Origin of the sequence: Micromonospora sp. C31 (assembly GCF_018070575.1) — a bacterium.
In the GTDB taxonomy this organism is placed as follows: Bacteria; Actinomycetota; Actinomycetes; order Mycobacteriales; family Micromonosporaceae; genus Micromonospora.
In genome coordinates, this window is sequence record NZ_JAGPXN010000004.1 from 116,071 (window position 1) to 132,232 (window position 16,162).

Here is a 16,162-nt window from a genome sequence, read left to right on the forward strand (position 1 = left end):
CGCCACCCCCGCCGGGCGGCCTCAGCCGTCGGCGAGCAGCCGGTCGCGGACCTCGCGGCGCAGGACCTTGCCGATCGGGGAGCGGGGCAGGTCCGCCACGACGACCACGCGGCGGGGCACCTTGTACCCGGCCAGGTGCTGCCGGCACGCGGCCCGGACGTCCGCCTCGTCGGGATCGGCTCCCTCCTCCGCGACGACGGCCGCCACCACCTCCTCGCCGTGCGCGCCCGGCAGGCCGACGACCGCGGCGTCGCGGACGCCGGGGGCGCGACGCAGCGCGTCCTCCACCTCCGACGGATAGACGTTGAACCCCCCGGTGATGATCAGCTCCTTGATCCGGTCGACCACCCTGACGAAGCCGTCGGCGTCGGCCACCACGACGTCGCCGGTGCGTAGCCAGCCGTCGGGCAGCAGCGTCGCTGCCGTCTCCGCCGGGCGGTTCCAGTAGCCGGCGAACACCTGCGGCCCCCGGATCAGCAGCTCGCCCGCCTCTCCCGGGCTGCGGTCGCGCGACGGGTTCTCGGGATCGACGATGCGGATGTCGGTGGACGGAAACGGCACGCCGACAGTGCCCGGCCGCCGGGCGGGGGAGACCGGGTTGGCGAGCGCGACGGGCGAGGTCTCCGTCAGGCCGTAGCCCTCGACGAGCAGCCCGCCGCTGACCGACTCCCACAGTTCGACCGTCGCCGGAGGCAGCGCCATGGCGCCGGAGATGGCGTACCGGGCCGAGGAGAGGTCGACTCCTCGTTCCCGGGCGGCCGTGGCGAGCTTCTCGTAGATCGGCGGGACGGCGGGCAGGAAGGTCGGCGGGCGGCGGCGCACCGCTTCCAGCGTCTGGTCCAGGTCGAAGCGGGGGAAGAGCACCAGCGTGGCGCCGATGCCCACCGAGAAGGTGAGGCAGAGCGTCAGCCCGTACGCGTGGAACAGCGGCAGCACCGCGTACACCGTCTCCTCGCCGTCGCGCAGGCCTGGCACCCAGGCGCGGCCCTGCGCCGCGTTGGTCCGCAGGTTGCGGTGGGACAGGATGGCGCCCTTCGGGGTGCCGGTGGTGCCGCCCGTGTACTGCAACAGCGCCGTGTCGTCCGGCCCGGGGGCGGGGTGCGTGGCGGCCAGCGGGCTGGCCGCGGCCACCAGCCGTTCCCAGGACAGCGCCCCGGGCGCGGGCCCGGTCATCGCCGCGCGGGTGGCCCGCGCGCGGGCCAGTGGCAGCCGCAGCGCCCAGCGCTTGCGCAGGGGCAGTGCCCGGGTCAGGTCCACCGCGACCACCGTCTCGACGGCCGTCGCGCCGACGGCGCCCTGTACGAGGGGGGCGACCTTGTCCCAGACCACCGCGACCCGGGCGCCGTGGTCGGCGAGCTGGTGGGTGAGCTCCTGCGGGGTGTAGAGCGGGTTGTGCTCCACCACCACCGCGCCCAGCCGCAGCACGGCGTAGAACGCGACCACGTGCTGCGGGCAGTTCGGCAGCACCAGCGCCACCCGGTCGCCCCGGCCGACGCCGAGCCGGCGCAGCGCCTCGGCCGCCCGCCCGACCTGGTCGGCCAGGTCGGCGTACGTGGTGCTGGCGCCGAAGAAGTCGAGGGCGACCCGGGGGGCGAACCGGCGGGCGGCGTCGCGCAGCAGGTCGACCAGCGACTCGTCGGACGGCGTGACGGTCGCCGGCACGCCCGGGGCGTAGCTGCGCAGCCAGGGCCGCTCCACGCTCAGGTCCATGTCTCTCCCTCGCCGTACGCCCATCGTCCTACCAAACGGTAACCTACGGTAGCGTAGGTAGTGGTCGACTACGACGACACCCGGCTTCCGTGCCCGGCGTCAGCGGTGCCCGGCGGAACGGCGCATCGCCTGCCGGCCCTTGAGCACCGCCAGGACGACGACCACGGCCAGGGCCACCGCACCGATGATCACCAGCCAGCGGACCGCCTCCAACAGCAGCCCGAGCAGGACGAGCGCGCCGGCGACGACGCCGACGACCCAGAGCATGGCCCGCATGTCCACCTCCCGTGACTCCGGCCGCGAGGCGCGGCCCACGGGAACTCCTTCCCGGTCCGCCCCGCACCATGCCGCCGTCGGCGTCGTAGCTCCCGCCGACGGGAGCAGCGCACCCGGATCAGAGCAGGACGGGGGGCACCGGTCGGGCTGCGACGTGGGGCGGCCCCGTCAGCGCTGGGCGACGTAGACGGTGTTGGCCGACTCTCCGCCGGTCAGCGGGTTGGCGAACGGGACGACGTGCGCCCGCGCGGTGCGGAACACCGCGGTGAGCGCCGCCTCGAAGTCGGCGTCGGGCGGGTCGTCCGACCAGAGGGCGAACACCCCGTCGGGGTGCAGGTGGGCGGCCAGCCGGCGCAGGCCGTCGGGGGTGTAGAAGGGAGCATGGCCGGGGTCCAGCACGTGGCGTGGGGAGTGGTCCACGTCCAGCAGCACGGCGTGGAACCGCCGCCCCGGCTCCCGCGGGTCGAACCCGGTGCCGTCGGCGACGGCGGCGAAGAAGTCGGCCCGCACGAACCGGGTACGCGGGTCGGCGGCCAGCCCGGCGGCGAAGGGCAGCAGCTCCCGCCGGTGCCAGTCGATGACGTCCTCGATCGCCTCCACCACCAGCAGCGAGCCGACCCGGTCGTCGGAGAGCGCGGTACGGGCGGTGTAGCCGAGGCCGAGGCCGCCGACGACCACGTCGAGGCCCTGCCCGGACAGGGCGGCCAGGCCCAGCCGGGCCAGCTCGATCTCCGCGACCGGGAAGAGGCTGGACATCAGGAACTCGTCGTCGAGCTTGACCTCGTACACCTCGACGTCGAGCGACGGGTCGCGGCGCCGACGCAGGCTGATGAGGCCGATCGGGGTCTCCCGCCAGGCCAGTTCCTCGAATCGCACGCCCACGGGCCCGGATGCTACCCGCCGGCGTGCCGGGCCCCGGCGCCCGGCACGGCATTCCTGCCGCCCGGCCGGTCGGTGCCTCGTCGGCGTCGGCGTATCCCGACGATCGCGACCGCCGTCACCGCGACCGCCGCGCCGAGCGTCCACAGCAGGGGATCCGTCCGCAGGTGTGCGGGCAGTTGCCCGGCCAGGACGAACACGCCCATCGCCGCCACGAACCAGCCGAACGCCCGGCGCAGCACGTCCTCCCGGACGCGTCCGGCCAGCCGACCGCCGGCCAGGCTGCCGACCACGGCGGCGGCGGTCACGGCCGTGGCCAGGCCCGGGTCGATGTCGACCGTGGACAGGTAGCCGGCCAGCCCCGCGAACGACTTCATCGCGATGACCACGAGCGAGGTACCGACCGCGACCGGCATCGGCAGGCCGCCGAGCAGCGCGAGGGCCGGCACCACCAGGAACCCGCCGCCGGCGCCGACCAGCCCGGTGACCAGCCCGACGACGACGCCGTCGAGGAGCACCCGCGCCGTGCGCGGCTCACGTCGTTCCCGCCCCGGGTCGTCGCGCCGGCCGCGCAGCATGGCCGTCGCGGTGGCGAGCATCATGAGGGCGAAGCCGGCGAGCAGGACGGCGGTCGGGACGAACGCCGCGAGGCGCCCGCCGCCGTACGCGCCGGCCATGCCCGCGGCCCCGAAGAGCAGGCCGGTGCGCCACCGGACCCGGCCGGCCCGGGCATGCGGCAGCGCGCCGACGGCGCTGGTCACGCCGACGACGAGCAGCGAGGTGGCGATCGCCTCCCGGGCCGGCAGGTCGGCCACGTAGACCAGCAGTGGCACGGCGAGGATGGACCCGCCGCCGCCGAGCAGGCCGAGGCTGATCCCGATGAGGACGGCCAGCGCGACGGTCAGCGCGAGGCTGCCGGTCACGACAGGGGCCGGGATGTCGGGTGGTCTCCGAGCCGACCGACGAGGGTGTCCACGTCGCAGCTCGCGCCCCGGTTGTAGGGGAGCCTGCCGAGCAGCATGCCCAGCGCGCAGGTGTCGGTGACGGCGGCGAAGGTGAGGCCGGCGCCGATGAGGCCGGCGACCCACTTCAGGCCGGGTGCGAAGACCGAACCGAGGACGCTGAGCAGGACGATCGAGCCGGCGACGAGGCGGACCTGCCGCTCCAGCTCCCAGCGGGGGATGCCCCGTCGGACCGGTCCCTGGGCGGCCTGCCACGCGGTCATCCCGCCGTCGAGGATCCTGAGGTTGGGCAGCCCGACGCCGGCGAGGGCCTGCCCGGCCCGGGCGGCGCGGGCACCGGAACGGCAGATCAGCACCACGGTCTCGTCGAGGTGCCGGCGCAGCTCCTCGCGGTGCTCCCTGAGCACGTCGAGCGGGACGTTGTAGGCGCCGGGGACGTGGGCCGTCTCGAACTCCGCGGGGGTGCGCACGTCCAGCATGCGGGGAGCGCGGCCGGAGTCGACCAGCTCGCGCAGCGTGGCGGCGTCGAGGGTGGCGGGTAGGGCGTTCGGTGAAGTGGTCATTTCTCCCGTCCAGGGATGGCCCGCCCATGGGCGGGCAGGGTGAGCCGGACCGCCGTCGATCGGTGTCGTTCGGCGGCGGCGAGCGCGCGTCGCCGTGCGGACGACCGGTGGCGGCCCGGCGCGTACGGAAGCGGGCCGGCGGTGCGGCGCCGGTCAGGCGTCGCCGGGGCTCATGGCGACCCCGGCGGCCTCGGCCCGGCCGAACTTGTCGTCGATCACGACGACCTCGCGACCCGCGTTGGCCAGCAGCGAGGCGGCGGCCGTGGCCCGGTAGCCGGAGCCGCAGTGCACCCAGACGGTGCCGGCGGGCACCTCGGCGAGGCGTCCGGGCAGGTCGGGCAGGGGGATGTGCACGGCGCCCTCGACGTGACCGGCGGTCCACTCGTTGGTCATCCGGACGTCGAGCACCACGTCCGGGGTGGGCAGCCCCGCCGGGGTGTCGCCGGCCCGGGCGGCGGCCAGCGCGGGAAAGTCGGCCAGGCGCAGCTCGCGGAGCTGTCCCGGCCCGGTGGACCACCGGTCGGGGGCGCCGGTGGCCTGGGCGGCCGGCCGGTCGATGCCGATGCGGACCAGTTCGCGCTGGGCGTCGGCGACCTGCTCCTCGGTCTCCGCGAGCAGGGTGAGCGGTGCGCCCCAGTCGATGAGCCAGCCGAGCCAGGTCGACATCGGCCCGTCGAGCCCGAGGGCGACGGTGCCCGCCAGGTGCGACGTGGCGTACGCCTTGCGGTGGCGCAGGTCGACGACCCACTGACCGCCGGCGATCCGCTCCCGCAGCTCGGCGGCGTCGGCCCGGGCTACCGGGGTGAGGTCCACCGGTGCCGGACCGGCGAGGTTCGCCACGCCCATGTGGGCGTAGTAGGCCGGGTAGTCGTCGAGCCCGGTGAGGGTCTCGGTGACGAACTCGTCGGCGGCCAGCCGCAGCACGGGGTTCGCCCGCTTCTCCCGGCCGATGGTCGACTCGGGGGCGTCGGACTGGCTGGCCGAGCAGAAGCTGCCGAAGCCGTGGGTGGGCCACACCTCGGTGCCGTCGGGCAGCAGGTCGGCCAGGCGCCGGGCCGAGGCGTGCTGGTGGTGGGCGAGTTCGTGGGCGTGCTGCTCGCCGAGCAGGTCGGTGCGGCCGGTGGTGCCGAAGAGCAGCGAGCCGCCGGTGAACACGCCGACGGGGTGCCAGCCGGCGTGGTCGGCCTCGTCGAGCACGTACGACAGGTGGTGGAACGTGTGCCCCGGCGTGGCGAGCACCCGCAGTCGCAGCGCGCCGGAGACGGGCACCGTGTCGCCGTCGGCGACCGGCGTCCGGTCGAACGTGACCTCGTCCTCCGCGCCGACCAGGTAGCGGGCGCCCGTCAGCCGGGCCAGTTCCAGGCCGCCGGAGACGTAGTCGTTGTGGATGTGGGTCTCCACCACGTGGGTGACGCGTACGCCCTTCTCGCCCGCGAGGTACAGGATCCGGTCGATGTCGCGCTGGGGATCGACCACGAGCGCCACCGTGCCGTCGGAGACCAGGTAGCTGCGGTCGCCGAGCGATGACGTCGCGATGACGGACACCTCAACTGCCATTGCCGTGCTCCTTCTGGTTTGACATACCCCCGGGGGTATGTGACGGGCAAGCGCCGGGTCTGTCGACGTGTGCACTCTGTCTACCCGCACACGTCGCTGTCACGCAACGTGTGCGGTGCGTTTCGCCGGGTCGCCCTCAGGCGAGGGCGAGGAAGAGCTTCTCCAGCTCCTCCTCGGTCATCTCCGGGGAGTCGCCCCGCTCGCGGGCGGCGGTGCAGTGCCGCATGCCGGAGGCAATGATCTTGAAGCCGGCCCGGTCGATCGCCTTCGACACCGCGGCGAGCTGGGTCAGCGCCTCGCGGCAGTCCTGGCCGGTCTCCATCATCTCGATCACCGCGTTGAGCTGGCCCCGGGCCCGCTTCAGGCGGGTGAGGGCGTCGCTCGTCATCTCGGGTCGCAGCTTCACCGCGTGCCTCCTCGCTTTCTCCGAGCATACCCCCGGGGGTACCCGTACGTGCCCATGCTATCCCCTCGAGCGAGAGGCGTCCGCGTCCGCGCGGTGATCCTGGTCGCACCGCCGGGGCCCGACACCAGGGAGTCCGGGCGCCGCCGCCACGCAGGGTCCTCGGGGCATCGACGCACCGCTTATCCTGTGCCCCGACCGCCCCACCGGAAGGGATGCGATGCCGTCGCGGCAGGACCAGCTGCACTCGTACCAGTTCACCGTCCAGCGGGCGGTCGCCGCCCTGGTGATGCGGGAGACCGACCCGGCGCAGTCGCCGTTCCGGCGGCTCGCCGGCGCCGGCCTGGCCAGCGTGCTGGTCGCGGCCATCGGCCTGGGCGGGTTCGCCCTCCACGGCCTCTTCACCGGGGGCGGCAGCACCTGGCGCGACCCGGGCGCGGTGATCGTGGAGAAGGAGTCCGGTGCCCGGTTCGTCTACCGGGAGGAGAAGCTGCACCCGGTGCTCAACTACGCGTCGGCCCTGCTGATCATCGGTGCCGACCGGCCGAAGACGGTGCTCGTCTCCCGTCGCGCCATCGACGGGGTGCCGCGCGGGCTGCCGCTGGGCATCGCCGACGCCCCGGACTCGCTGCCCGCCAGGGGCCGCCTGTCCACCGCGCCGTGGACGGTCTGCTCCGTCGCCGCCGAGGCCGACCGGAGGGTGCCCCGCTCCGCGCTGCTGATCGGCGTGCCGGCTGGCGGGGGCCGGGTCCTGGGCGAGGACGCGCTGCTGCTGCGCGACCCCGACGGTGGGCTGCACCTTCTCTGGCGCCAGCGCCGCTACCTGGTGCGCGACCCGAACCGGGTGCTGGCCGCCCTGGCCGCGACCCGGGCCCGGGCGGTACCGGCGGCACCGGCCCTGCTCAACAGCCTGCCCGCCGGCGCGGACCTGGCCCCGTTGGCCCTGCCGGCCGAGGGGCGGCGTTCCGTGGGGGTGCCCGGGGCGCGGATCGGCGACGTCCACCTGGTACGCAACTCCGGCGGTGGCCGGCAGTACGCCGTCGCGCTGCGCGACGGACTGGCCGGCATCACCGAGTTGCAGGCCGGCCTGCTGCTCGCCCGCACCGGCCAGGGCGAGCCGGAACCGGTCACGCTCGGGCGGTTCGCGGCGCTGCCCAAGCTGCCCGACCTCGCCCCGACGGGGCCCGCCGCCCCGCCGACCGTGCCACCCCGGCTGGCCGCTGCCGACGGGGCGGGGCTCTGCGCCCGGGTGGGCGACGACGGCGTCGTCACCGAGGTCCGGCTCGGCGTACGGCTGCCCGACCTCGCCGCCGCGCCGCGCACCGCCCCGGCGGCCGGGGACGGGGCGCGCGCCGACCACGTCGTGGTGGAGCCGGGCCGGGGTGCGGTGGTCGAGGCGGTCGCGGCACCCGGCGCGACCGGCGGCGCGGTCTGCGTGGTCACCGACCTGGGCCGGCGCTACGTCCTCGCCGACGGCGACGTGCTCGGCACGCTCGGCTACCGCGACGTGCGACCGGTGCGGCTGCCGGCCAGCCTGGTGGCCCTGGTGCCCGCCGGCGCCACGCTCGACCCGGCCGCCGCGCGGGTCGTCGCCGCCCCCGGCCTGAACGTGCCGCCCGCCTGAGCATGCCCCGGGGCGCGGGCGTGCCTCGGGCCCGGGCGTGCCTCGTGCCCCGGGCGTGCCTCGTGCCCCGGGCGTGCCCCGCGCGCCCGCGCCGACGAGGGCCCGCCGCGCCGGCCGGTGCCAGGCCCGGCGCGGGTTCAGCCGGCGGGGCGGCGCAGCACGGTGACGGCGAAGTCGGCGTCGTCGCGCCACGGGCGCAGGTCCCACGTCGCGAAGCGGTGCTCCAGCCGCAGGCCGGCGGCGACCGCGTCGGCGTCGAAGCCGGTCAGCGGGTAGCCCCGGTCGGTGCCGAAGCCGACGGCCAGCACGCCGTCGGGGCGCAGGTGGGCGGCGACGCGGCGCAGCACCTCCCGCTCGGTGCCGGGGGCGACGAAGGCCAGCACGTTGCCGGCCACGACCGCCGCGTCGAACGGCTCCGGCTCGCCGGCCGCTGTCAGGTCCAGCTCGGCCAGGTCGGCGACGAGCCAGCGCGGGCCCGGATGGTCGGCGCGGGCGGCCTCGACGAGCGCCGGGTCGGCGTCCACCCCGACCACGGTGTGGCCCCGGGCGGCCAGCACCGCGCCCACCCGGCCGGTGCCGCAGCCGGCGTCGAGGATCCGGGCGCCGGGCGCGACCATCGCGTCCAGCAGCCGGGCCTCGCCGGCCAGGTCGGCCCCCTCGGCGGCCAGCCGGCGGAACCGGTCGATGTACCACTGCGAGTGCTCCGGACCGGTCTCGGTCTCCCATCGGGTCGGGTTTCGCATGCCGCCACCGTAGCCGGGGTCCCGGTGCCCCGGTGGCGGCGGGGCGGACGGGGACCGCCGCCGGCGACACGGTGCCCGCCTGCCCCGGCGAGGTCCCGCCGCCGGCGGCGCAGTCCGCTCGCCTGATACGCACAGGCACTCCTGTGCCGCACAGGTGTCGGCGTTCCGGCGGCAGTGGTTCATCAGCTTGGCGTGCCTTCCAGGTCTTCCGCCTGCCGGAACGCCGTCAGGACAGCGACGCCTCAGCCGTCGAGGCGGGCCGACGGATCGGTCACCCAGTGGTTGGTGCGGAAGAGGCGGCCGGCGAACTCCGTCTGCTCCTCGCCCACGAGGGCGAAGCCGCCCGAGCGGCAGATGGCGTTCGACGCGGCGTTGGTCGTGGCGGGAAAGGCGTGGATGAGGCCCCAGCGGCCGTCCGCCCGGGCCAGGTCGAGCACCGCGCGGACGGCCTGGCCTGCCAAACCCCGGCCCTGGAATTCCGGCACGACCAGCCAGCCGATCTCGGACACGCCCTCGTGGGAGTACACCGTCACCGTGCCGGCCACCTCGGTGCCGCCGTCCGGGACGATCATCTTGATCCAGGCGCTGTCGTCCCGCACGGTCTCCAGGTCGCGCCGGAGCTGGGCGGAGACCCGCTCGCGCGGCTGCGGGCCGCCCAGCTCCGCCATCACGGCCGGATCGCAGCGCATGCGTACGTAGGCGTCGAGGTCGCCCGGCCCGACGTCACGCAGCAGCATCCCGACGGCGGGCGGGGCAGCGGCGGGCGGGGCGTCGGGGACGGCGTCGGGGGAGACATCCACCCGGCACATCCTCCGTCGGCGCCCACCGCGCGGCAACCCCGCCCGCCGTCGCCTCAGCCCTTCTCCGCGCCGCTGGTGAGTCCCTCGGTGAGCAGACGCTCGCTGGCGAAGAAGAGGATCACGATGGGCAGGGTGAGGATCACCGAGCCGGCCATCAGCACCGTCTTCGGCACCTCGACGCCGTCGGCGAGCTGCGCCAGGCCCAGCGACACCGTCCACCGGTGCGGCTTGTCGACCAGGAACAGCAGGGCGAACAGGAACTCGTTCCAGGCGATCATGAAGTCGTACAGGGCGACGGCCATGATGGACGGCGCCGCCAGGGGAAGGCTGACCCGGCGGAGGATACCGAGCCGCCCGGCCCCGTCGATCGCGGCCGACTCCTCCAGGCTGACCGGGATGGTCTCGAAGTAGTTGCGCAGCATGTAGACCGAGACCGGCAGCGTCTGCGAGATGTAGACGAGCACCAGGCCGAACAGGGAGCCGCGCAGCCCGGCCCGGGTGAAGACCACGAAGAGCGGGATGGCGATGACGATCGACGGGAACAGGTAGACCGCCAGGAAGAGGAAGTCGACCTGCCGCCGGCCGAAGAACCGCAGCCGGGCGACCGCGTACGCGCCGGGGATCGCCACGGCCAGCGTGAGCAGTGTCGCCGCGACGGCGACCAGGCCGCTGTTGCGCATGAAGGTGAGGAAACCCTGCCCGCCGTCGTCGACGGCCCTGACCACCTGGGCGTACGTGTCGAAGGTCAGCTCGCCGAGGCCCACCACCAGCGAGCCGGGGTCGAGCAGCAGCCGCTCGATGGGGCGCACCGAGAGGACCAGCATGTAGTAGAAGGGGAAGACGGTGACCAGCAGGAACGCGGCGATCACCAGCCGGCGCAGCCAGCGCAGGCCCACCGTCTCGATCCGGTCCCGGTCCATCAGCCGTCCCTTCGTCCGCCGAAGAAGCGCAGGTACACCACCACGAACACGATGAGCACCACGGCGAGCACGACCGCCTGTGCCGCCGCCGCGCCGATGTCCGTACGCGCGGTCAGGAACTCGTAGACCCGGACGCTGACCACCTCGGTGCCGGCGGCCCCGCCGGTGAGCAGGTAGACGTCGTCGAACTTGTTGAACGTCATGATGAACCGCAGCACGCCCAGCAGGCCGATCACCGGCAGCAGTTGCGGCAGCAGGATGTGCCGGAACCGCTGGGTGGGGGTGGCCCCGTCGACCCGGGCCGCCTCCTCCAGCTCGCCGGGGACGGCCTGGAGCCGGGCGAGCAGGAACAGGAAGGCGAAGGGGAAGTAGCGCCACGCCTCGAAGGCGACGACCGTGGCCAGGGCGGTCGACTCCTGGGACAGGAACGGAACCGGGGCGTCCCAGCCGAGGAACCGTTGGCCCCAGTCGTTGACGATGCCGAGCTGCGGGTCGAGCATCACCTGCCAGACGAAGGTGACCGCGACCACCGGCGCCACGTACGGCAGCAGCATCGACGCGCGCACCAGGGTGCGGCCCCGGAACGGCCGGCGTACGACCAGCGCCGCCACCAGGCCGAGCACGATCGAGCCGGCGGTGCTGGCCACGGCGTAGACCAGCGTGGTCCACAGCGTCTCGGCGAAGCCGGGGGTGTTCAGCACCCGCTCCACGTTGTCCATCGTGAACTCGCCGAAGAGCCCGGTACGGCGCAGCGTGGCCAGACGTACCCGCTGGAAGGCCAGCACGACGGTCCAGACGATCGGGATGCCGATCACGGCGACCACGACGAGCAGGGTCGGGGCGACCATCGCGAGCCCGGCGCGGGACTCGCGGCGGCGCAGGGTCAGCGGCCTGCGACGGCGGGTCGGGGCCGGCCGCTCCCGGGCGGGGGAGCGGCCGGTGTCCGGTGGGGCGGTGGTCAATTGACGCCCGCCTTGATCGCCTCCACGTCCTTCTTCGCCCGTCCGGCGGCCGCGGCGGCGTCGCTCCTGCCGCCGACCACGTCGCCCAGGGCCTTGGGCACCGGCAGCTCGCCGAGGATCGCGCCGACGAGCTTGCCCTGGCCCTGGGTCAGACCCCAGCGCTGGAAGGTGTCGGGGCTGCGGCGCAGGCTCGCGAGCACCTCGCCGCCGTAGACCTCGGCGAGCGGCTTTCGGGTGTCGACCCCGGCCTGGCTGGTGTTCCAGGCGGTGAGGAACTTCTCCGGCTCCTGCAGGGTGCCCTTACGGACGGGGAAGCGCCCCTCGGGGGACATGCCGAACCAGCGCGGGTAGCCGTCACCGAGCATGTGCTCCACGAAGGAGCTGGCCGGGTCGGCGGCGGCGCCGTCGAGCACCGCCCAGGAGCTGATCTCGCCGTACTGGGCGGGTTCGGTGCCGTTCGGACCCTTGATCGCGGTGACGAAGCCGCTGTTGCGCGCGAGGAACGCCGGGTCGGCCTGGCACTGCGGGCAGGTGGGCCTGGCATCGTTGCGCAGGCCGGCCAGCTCGTCGAGGATGAACGGCGACCAGACCAGCATGGCGGCCTTGCCGGCGAAGTAGGTGGCCCGGGTGGTGTCGACGTCCTGCGCGCCCTTGACCGAGCTGGTGCGCATCATCTCGCCGTAGAACCGGAACGCCTCGACGCACTCGGGGGAGTCCAGCTTCACGGCCCCAGAGTCGTCGGTGAGCTGGCAGCCGTTGGCCAGCGCGAGGTGTTCGAACGTCTGCTGGGTGAACACGTCGCCGGGGGCGGTGGCGGCGGTGATGCCCGCGACGCCGCCGGTGTTGAGCCTCGTCGCGGCGGCGGCGATCCGCTCGTACGTGTCGGGGGCGGGCAGGCCGGCGGCGGCGAACAGGTCCTTGCGGTAGACGAGCAGCTGCCCCCAGCCGTCGCTGGGCACGGCGAGCTGCGTGCCGTCCTCCGCCGTCAGTTCGAGCGCCCGCGGCGAGAAGGTCTGCCGGCCGAGCTTCTCGACGACCTCCGCGTTCGCCAGCGGGTGCAGCAGTTCGTTGCCGGCGAGGGTACGGACGCCGGCGAGCGACACCGAGCCGACCACGTCGGGCAGTTCACCGGCGGCGGCGCTGGAGGCGATCAGGGAGGGAAACTGATCTTCGTTGATGGTGACCAGGTCGACGGCGATGCCGGTGTCGGCGGTGAAGTCCGCGACGATCGCCTTGGTGGCGGTGACCCGGTCGGCCACGTCCTCCAGGCTCCACACGGTGATCTTCCTGCTGCTGCTGTCGGATTTTTCGTCGCCGCAGGCCAGCAGGCCGGCCCCGGTGACTGCCATGATCAGGGTGGCGGCGAGTATCCGCATCGGAGGTGCTGACATCGGTGGCACTCCTCTCGAAGGGTATGGAAGGGATTCAACGCCTTCGATAGATCAATTACAAGACATATGCCGATTTTCTGCCTACGATGGAGCCCAGTGCTACCGGGATGTGACTCATGGTCAACTGGGTTGTCTCACTCGCCGGGCCCCGACGGATCAGCCTCGAGCCCTGCCCCCCGGATCCGCTCGGCCCGGGCCAGGTCCGGGTCCGCACCCGCTACTCCGGCATCTCGGCCGGCACGGAACTCACCCTCTACCGGGGCAGCAACCCGCGCCTGAGCAAGGACTGGGACGACGTCAGCCGGATGTTCGTACCCCGGCAGAGCACCGTGCCGTACCCGCTGGTGGGCTTCGGCTACGAGGAGGTCGGCGAGGTCGTCGAGGTCGCGCCCGACGTGGCCGACCGGCGGGCCGGGCAGATCGTCTGGGGCATCTGGGGGCACCGCGCCGAGGCCGTCGTGCCCGCCGGCACGGTGCACCCGCTGCCCGCCGGTCTCGACCCCCTCGCGGCGGTCTTCGCCCGCCCCGGGGCGATCGCCCTCACCGCCGTGCTCGCCGGCGACCTGCACCTCGGCGACTGGGTCGCGGTCTTCGGGCAGGGCGTCATCGGGCTGCTCGCCACCCGGCTCGCCGTCCTCTCCGGCGCGCGGGTGATCGCCGTCGACCGGGTGCCCGCCCGGCTGGCGCACGCCGACCGGCTCGGCGCCCGGGCCGTCGTCGACGCCGACGCCGAGTCGGCCGCGGCCGTGCTGCGCCGGGCCACCGGCGGCCGGGGCGCCGACGTCTGCCTGGAACTCTCCGGGGCCTACCCGGCGCTGCACGAGGCGATCCGCTCCACCACGCACGCCGGCCGCGTCGTGGCCGCCGGCTTCTACCAGGGGCAGGCCGACGGGCTCGGCCTGGGTGAGGAGTTCCACCACAACCGGATCCAGCTGGTGGCGGCCCAGGTCTCCGGGCCGGCCCCGGCGCCCGGCATGGCCGGCCGGTGGACCGGGGCCCGCGTCGCACACACCTTCATGGATCTGGTGGCGGAGGGCAGCGTCGACCCGCTGCCGCTGGTGAGCCACGTCGTGGACGCGAGCGCGGTGGCCGACGCGCTGGCGCTGCTCGACCGCGGTGACGCTGACGTCCTCCAAGTGGTGCTGAGGTTCTGATGACGATTCCCCTGGCCTGTCAGGAGCAGCTCCTGCCGGGCACCGACCTGATCCAGAAGTACGCGCTCGCCACCGCGCTCGGCTACGACGCGATCGAGCTGCGCGGCGCCGGCGACCTCGGCCTCGCCCGCCGGCTGCCCGAGCTGCGCCGGGCCCGCGCCGCCGGGGTGCTCATGCCCACCGTCTGCGTCCAGATGGACCACTTCATCGGCGACTTCGACCCCGAGCGCTCCCGCGACGCCGTGCGCAACCTGCGCTCCCAGCTCTCCGTGATGGCCGAGCTCGGCGGCGTCGGTGCGATGACCCCGGCCGCGTGGGGCATGTTCTCCCGGCGGCTGCCGCCGTTCGAGCCGCCCCGTCCACCCGACGCCGACCGGCGGGTGCTCGTCGACACCCTGGGGGAGCTGGGGGAGCACGCCCGTACCGAGGGGGTCACCCTCTTCCTGGAGCCACTCAACCGGTACGAGGACCACATGGTCAACCGGCTCGCCGACGCGGTCGCCCTCTGCGCGGCCGTCGGGCTGCCCTCGGTGCGGGTGGTGGCGGACACCTTCCACATGAACATCGAGGAGGACGACGTGCACCGGGCGCTGCGCGCCGCCGCGCCGTACCTCGGGCACGTGCAGGTCAGCGACTCCAACCGCTACCAGCCCGGCGCCGGGCACCTCGACTGGCCGGCGCTGGTGCGTACCCTGTCGGAGATCGACTACCGGGGCTGGCTGGCGTTGGAGTGCCGGCTGCGCGGCGACCCCGTACGCGCCCTGCACCAGGCCGCCACCGTGCTGCGGCACGCCCAGCCCCGGCAGGCGGCGGCATGAGCACCGGGACCGCCGGCGGCCCGCACACCGACCACGGCCCGCGCGACGCAGGTACGGCGGGCGCCACCGGCCCCCGCGACCTGGGCGCCCTGCGCCGCCTCGCCGTCGCCACGCTCGAGGCCAACTGGGAACACGACCACACCGTGCCCTCGCGCACCCTCTATCCGCACCAGTGGAGCTGGGACTCGGCGTTCATCGCGATCGGCTGGTCCCACGTGCGCCCCGAGCGCGCCTGGCGGGAGCTGGCCGGCCTGTTCCGCGCACAGTGGCTCGACGGGCGCGTGCCGCACATCGTGTTCAACCCGGCGCTGCGCGTCGGCTCGTACTTCCCGGGGCCCGAGTTCTGGGCGTCGGGGCTCGCCGAGGGCGCCCCGGCCGTCGCCACCTCCGGGCTGATCCAGCCGCCCGTGCACGCGCCCGCCGCCTGGCTGGCGTACCGGCGGTTCCCCTCCGGGGCCGGGCGGGCGGCGCTGTGCCGGCTCTACCCCCGGCTGGTGGCCCAGCAGCGCTACCTCGCCACCCGCCGGGACGTCGGCGGTGGCGGGCTGGCCTGCGTCGTGCATCCGTGGGAGTCCGGGCTGGACAACAGCCCCGCCTGGGACGCCCCGCTGGCGGCGGTGCCCGCCGACGCGGCCGTCATGCGCGCGTACCGCCGGCACGACACCGCGCACGCCGACGCCGCGCACCGCCCCACGGACCTCGACTACGCGCGCTACGTCGCGATCGTGGCGTCGTACCGCGAGCGCCGCTACCGCGACGACGACCTCGCCGCCCGGCACCCGTTCCTGGTGGAGTGCCCGCTGGTCAACGCCGCGATGGGCGCCGCCGAGCACGCCCTGGCCCGGATCGCGCCGCTGGCCGGTGCCGACCCCGGCCCGCACCGGGAGCGCGCCGCGCGGATCACCGAGGCCCTGGTGCGCCGGCTGTACGACCCGACGACCGGCACCTTCCACCCCCGCGACCTGCGTACCGACCGCCTCGTGCCGGCCCGCACCGTGCTCGGCCTGACCCCGCTCGTCCTGCCCGACCTGCCCGCGCGGCAGGTGTCGGCGCTGGTCGCCGAGGCGTGCTCGGCGCGCTTCGGGCTGGCCGTCCGGATGGACCGGCCGCTGCCCAGCCACGACCGCACCGCGCCGGACTTCGAGCCGCTGCGCTACTGGCGCGGGCCGAGCTGGATGAACGTCAGCTGGCTGGTGCGCCGGGGGCTGCTGGGGCACGGCCGGCCCGACCTGGCCGCCGGCCTGCGCGACTCGATGATCGAACTGGTGGCCCGCTCCGGCTGCCACGAGTACTTCCACCCGGACACCGGAGCCGGGCTCGGCTCGCCGGCCTTCGGCTGGACGGCCGCGCTGCTGCTCGACGTCCTCGCCGACGACCCGCCCGGCTGAGCCGGGCCGCCC

16 protein-coding genes are annotated in these 16,162 nt (G+C 74.8%); 4 read left to right on the forward strand and 12 right to left on the reverse strand.

Translation table 11 applies throughout. The features are described from left to right. Positions 1-21 precede the first annotated feature (21 nt). From KBX06_RS08085 to KBX06_RS08115, 7 genes are all read right to left on the reverse strand, one after another. The gene (locus tag KBX06_RS08085) at positions 22-1,710 is read right to left on the reverse strand and encodes a long-chain-fatty-acid--CoA ligase (protein WP_210833615.1); all 1,689 of its coding nucleotides are present in this window, start codon (positions 1,708-1,710) and stop codon (positions 22-24) included. Positions 1,711-1,809: 99 nt separating this feature from the next. Continuing rightward, a complete protein-coding gene (locus KBX06_RS08090) occupies positions 1,810-2,025 on the reverse strand; it encodes a hypothetical protein (protein ID WP_210833772.1) in 216 nt (71 codons plus the stop codon). A gap of 129 nt (positions 2,026-2,154) precedes the next feature. Continuing rightward, positions 2,155-2,868 carry a spermidine synthase gene (locus tag KBX06_RS08095; protein WP_210833616.1) on the reverse strand — a complete coding sequence of 238 codons (714 nt, stop codon included), beginning with the start codon at positions 2,866-2,868 and terminating at the stop codon, positions 2,155-2,157. An 11-nt stretch (positions 2,869-2,879) separates the two neighbouring features. Then, complete coding sequence (locus KBX06_RS08100) at positions 2,880-3,788, reverse strand: sulfite exporter TauE/SafE family protein (protein ID WP_210833617.1); 909 nt, start codon at positions 3,786-3,788, stop codon at positions 2,880-2,882. Continuing rightward, the gene (locus tag KBX06_RS08105) at positions 3,785-4,390 is read right to left on the reverse strand and encodes a rhodanese-like domain-containing protein (protein ID WP_210833618.1); all 606 of its coding nucleotides are present in this window, start codon (positions 4,388-4,390) and stop codon (positions 3,785-3,787) included. Before KBX06_RS08105 ends, KBX06_RS08100 begins: the two co-directional genes overlap by 4 nt. A gap of 153 nt (positions 4,391-4,543) precedes the next feature. After that, complete coding sequence (locus KBX06_RS08110; RefSeq protein ID WP_210833619.1) at positions 4,544-5,947, reverse strand: rhodanese-like domain-containing protein; 1,404 nt, start codon at positions 5,945-5,947, stop codon at positions 4,544-4,546. Positions 5,948-6,083: 136 nt separating this feature from the next. Next, positions 6,084-6,353, reverse strand: a complete 270-nt coding sequence (locus KBX06_RS08115) for a metal-sensitive transcriptional regulator (protein ID WP_151454694.1) — start codon at positions 6,351-6,353, stop codon at positions 6,084-6,086. A gap of 217 nt (positions 6,354-6,570) precedes the next feature. Here KBX06_RS08115 and eccB point away from each other — a divergent pair, with 217 nt between their 5' ends. Beyond that, on the forward strand, positions 6,571-7,974 hold the full coding sequence (gene eccB / locus KBX06_RS08120; protein ID WP_210833620.1) for a type VII secretion protein EccB: 1,404 nt from the start codon (positions 6,571-6,573) through the stop codon (positions 7,972-7,974). A gap of 137 nt (positions 7,975-8,111) precedes the next feature. Here eccB and KBX06_RS08125 read toward each other — a convergent pair whose 3' ends face one another. The 5 genes from KBX06_RS08125 to KBX06_RS08145 all read right to left on the reverse strand — a co-directional run bounded on the left by KBX06_RS08125 (position 8,112) and on the right by KBX06_RS08145 (position 12,790). Continuing rightward, positions 8,112-8,717, reverse strand: a complete 606-nt coding sequence (locus KBX06_RS08125; protein ID WP_210833621.1) for a bifunctional 2-polyprenyl-6-hydroxyphenol methylase/3-demethylubiquinol 3-O-methyltransferase UbiG — start codon at positions 8,715-8,717, stop codon at positions 8,112-8,114. Positions 8,718-8,959: 242 nt separating this feature from the next. Continuing rightward, a complete protein-coding gene (locus tag KBX06_RS08130) occupies positions 8,960-9,517 on the reverse strand; it encodes a GNAT family N-acetyltransferase (protein ID WP_210833622.1) in 558 nt (185 codons plus the stop codon). A gap of 53 nt (positions 9,518-9,570) precedes the next feature. Continuing rightward, positions 9,571-10,437, reverse strand: a complete 867-nt coding sequence (locus tag KBX06_RS08135) for a carbohydrate ABC transporter permease (RefSeq protein ID WP_210833623.1) — start codon at positions 10,435-10,437, stop codon at positions 9,571-9,573. Continuing rightward, positions 10,437-11,399, reverse strand: a complete 963-nt coding sequence (locus KBX06_RS08140) for a carbohydrate ABC transporter permease (protein ID WP_210833624.1) — start codon at positions 11,397-11,399, stop codon at positions 10,437-10,439. Before KBX06_RS08140 ends, KBX06_RS08135 begins: the two co-directional genes overlap by 1 nt. Beyond that, on the reverse strand, positions 11,396-12,790 hold the full coding sequence (locus KBX06_RS08145) for an ABC transporter substrate-binding protein (RefSeq protein ID WP_210833625.1): 1,395 nt from the start codon (positions 12,788-12,790) through the stop codon (positions 11,396-11,398). Before KBX06_RS08145 ends, KBX06_RS08140 begins: the two co-directional genes overlap by 4 nt. Before the next feature lie 116 nt (positions 12,791-12,906). Between KBX06_RS08145 and KBX06_RS08150 the strand changes: the two genes are divergently transcribed. Genes KBX06_RS08150 through KBX06_RS08160 form a run of 3 tightly spaced genes read left to right on the forward strand, consistent with a single transcriptional unit; the run spans position 12,907 to position 16,150 of the window. Further along, the gene (locus KBX06_RS08150; protein ID WP_210833626.1) at positions 12,907-13,944 is read left to right on the forward strand and encodes a zinc-binding alcohol dehydrogenase; all 1,038 of its coding nucleotides are present in this window, start codon (positions 12,907-12,909) and stop codon (positions 13,942-13,944) included. After that, positions 13,944-14,762 carry a sugar phosphate isomerase/epimerase family protein gene (locus tag KBX06_RS08155; protein ID WP_210833627.1) on the forward strand — a complete coding sequence of 273 codons (819 nt, stop codon included), beginning with the start codon at positions 13,944-13,946 and terminating at the stop codon, positions 14,760-14,762. The genes KBX06_RS08150 and KBX06_RS08155 overlap by 1 nt, the downstream gene beginning before the upstream one ends. Next, complete coding sequence (locus KBX06_RS08160; protein ID WP_247685482.1) at positions 14,759-16,150, forward strand: hypothetical protein; 1,392 nt, start codon at positions 14,759-14,761, stop codon at positions 16,148-16,150. Before KBX06_RS08155 ends, KBX06_RS08160 begins: the two co-directional genes overlap by 4 nt. Positions 16,151-16,162: the final 12 nt, after the last annotated feature.

Bases quoted from the DNA above. Each gene is read 5' to 3' on its own strand.
- KBX06_RS08085 (WP_210833615.1), bottom strand. From the start codon at position 1,710: ATGGACCTGAGCGTGGAGCGGCCCTGGCTGCGCAGCTACGCCCCGGGC.
- KBX06_RS08105 (WP_210833618.1), bottom strand. From the start codon at position 4,390: ATGACCACTTCACCGAACGCCCTACCCGCCACCCTCGACGCCGCCACG.
- KBX06_RS08110 (WP_210833619.1), bottom strand. From the start codon at position 5,947: ATGGCAGTTGAGGTGTCCGTCATCGCGACGTCATCGCTCGGCGACCGC.
- eccB (WP_210833620.1), top strand. From the start codon at position 6,571: ATGCCGTCGCGGCAGGACCAGCTGCACTCGTACCAGTTCACCGTCCAG.
- KBX06_RS08125 (WP_210833621.1), bottom strand. From the start codon at position 8,717: ATGCGAAACCCGACCCGATGGGAGACCGAGACCGGTCCGGAGCACTCG.
- KBX06_RS08135 (WP_210833623.1), bottom strand. From the start codon at position 10,437: ATGGACCGGGACCGGATCGAGACGGTGGGCCTGCGCTGGCTGCGCCGG.
- KBX06_RS08145 (WP_210833625.1), bottom strand. From the start codon at position 12,790: ATGTCAGCACCTCCGATGCGGATACTCGCCGCCACCCTGATCATGGCA.
- KBX06_RS08150 (WP_210833626.1), top strand. From the start codon at position 12,907: ATGGTCAACTGGGTTGTCTCACTCGCCGGGCCCCGACGGATCAGCCTC.
- KBX06_RS08155 (WP_210833627.1), top strand. From the start codon at position 13,944: ATGACGATTCCCCTGGCCTGTCAGGAGCAGCTCCTGCCGGGCACCGAC.
- KBX06_RS08160 (WP_247685482.1), top strand. From the start codon at position 14,759: ATGAGCACCGGGACCGCCGGCGGCCCGCACACCGACCACGGCCCGCGC.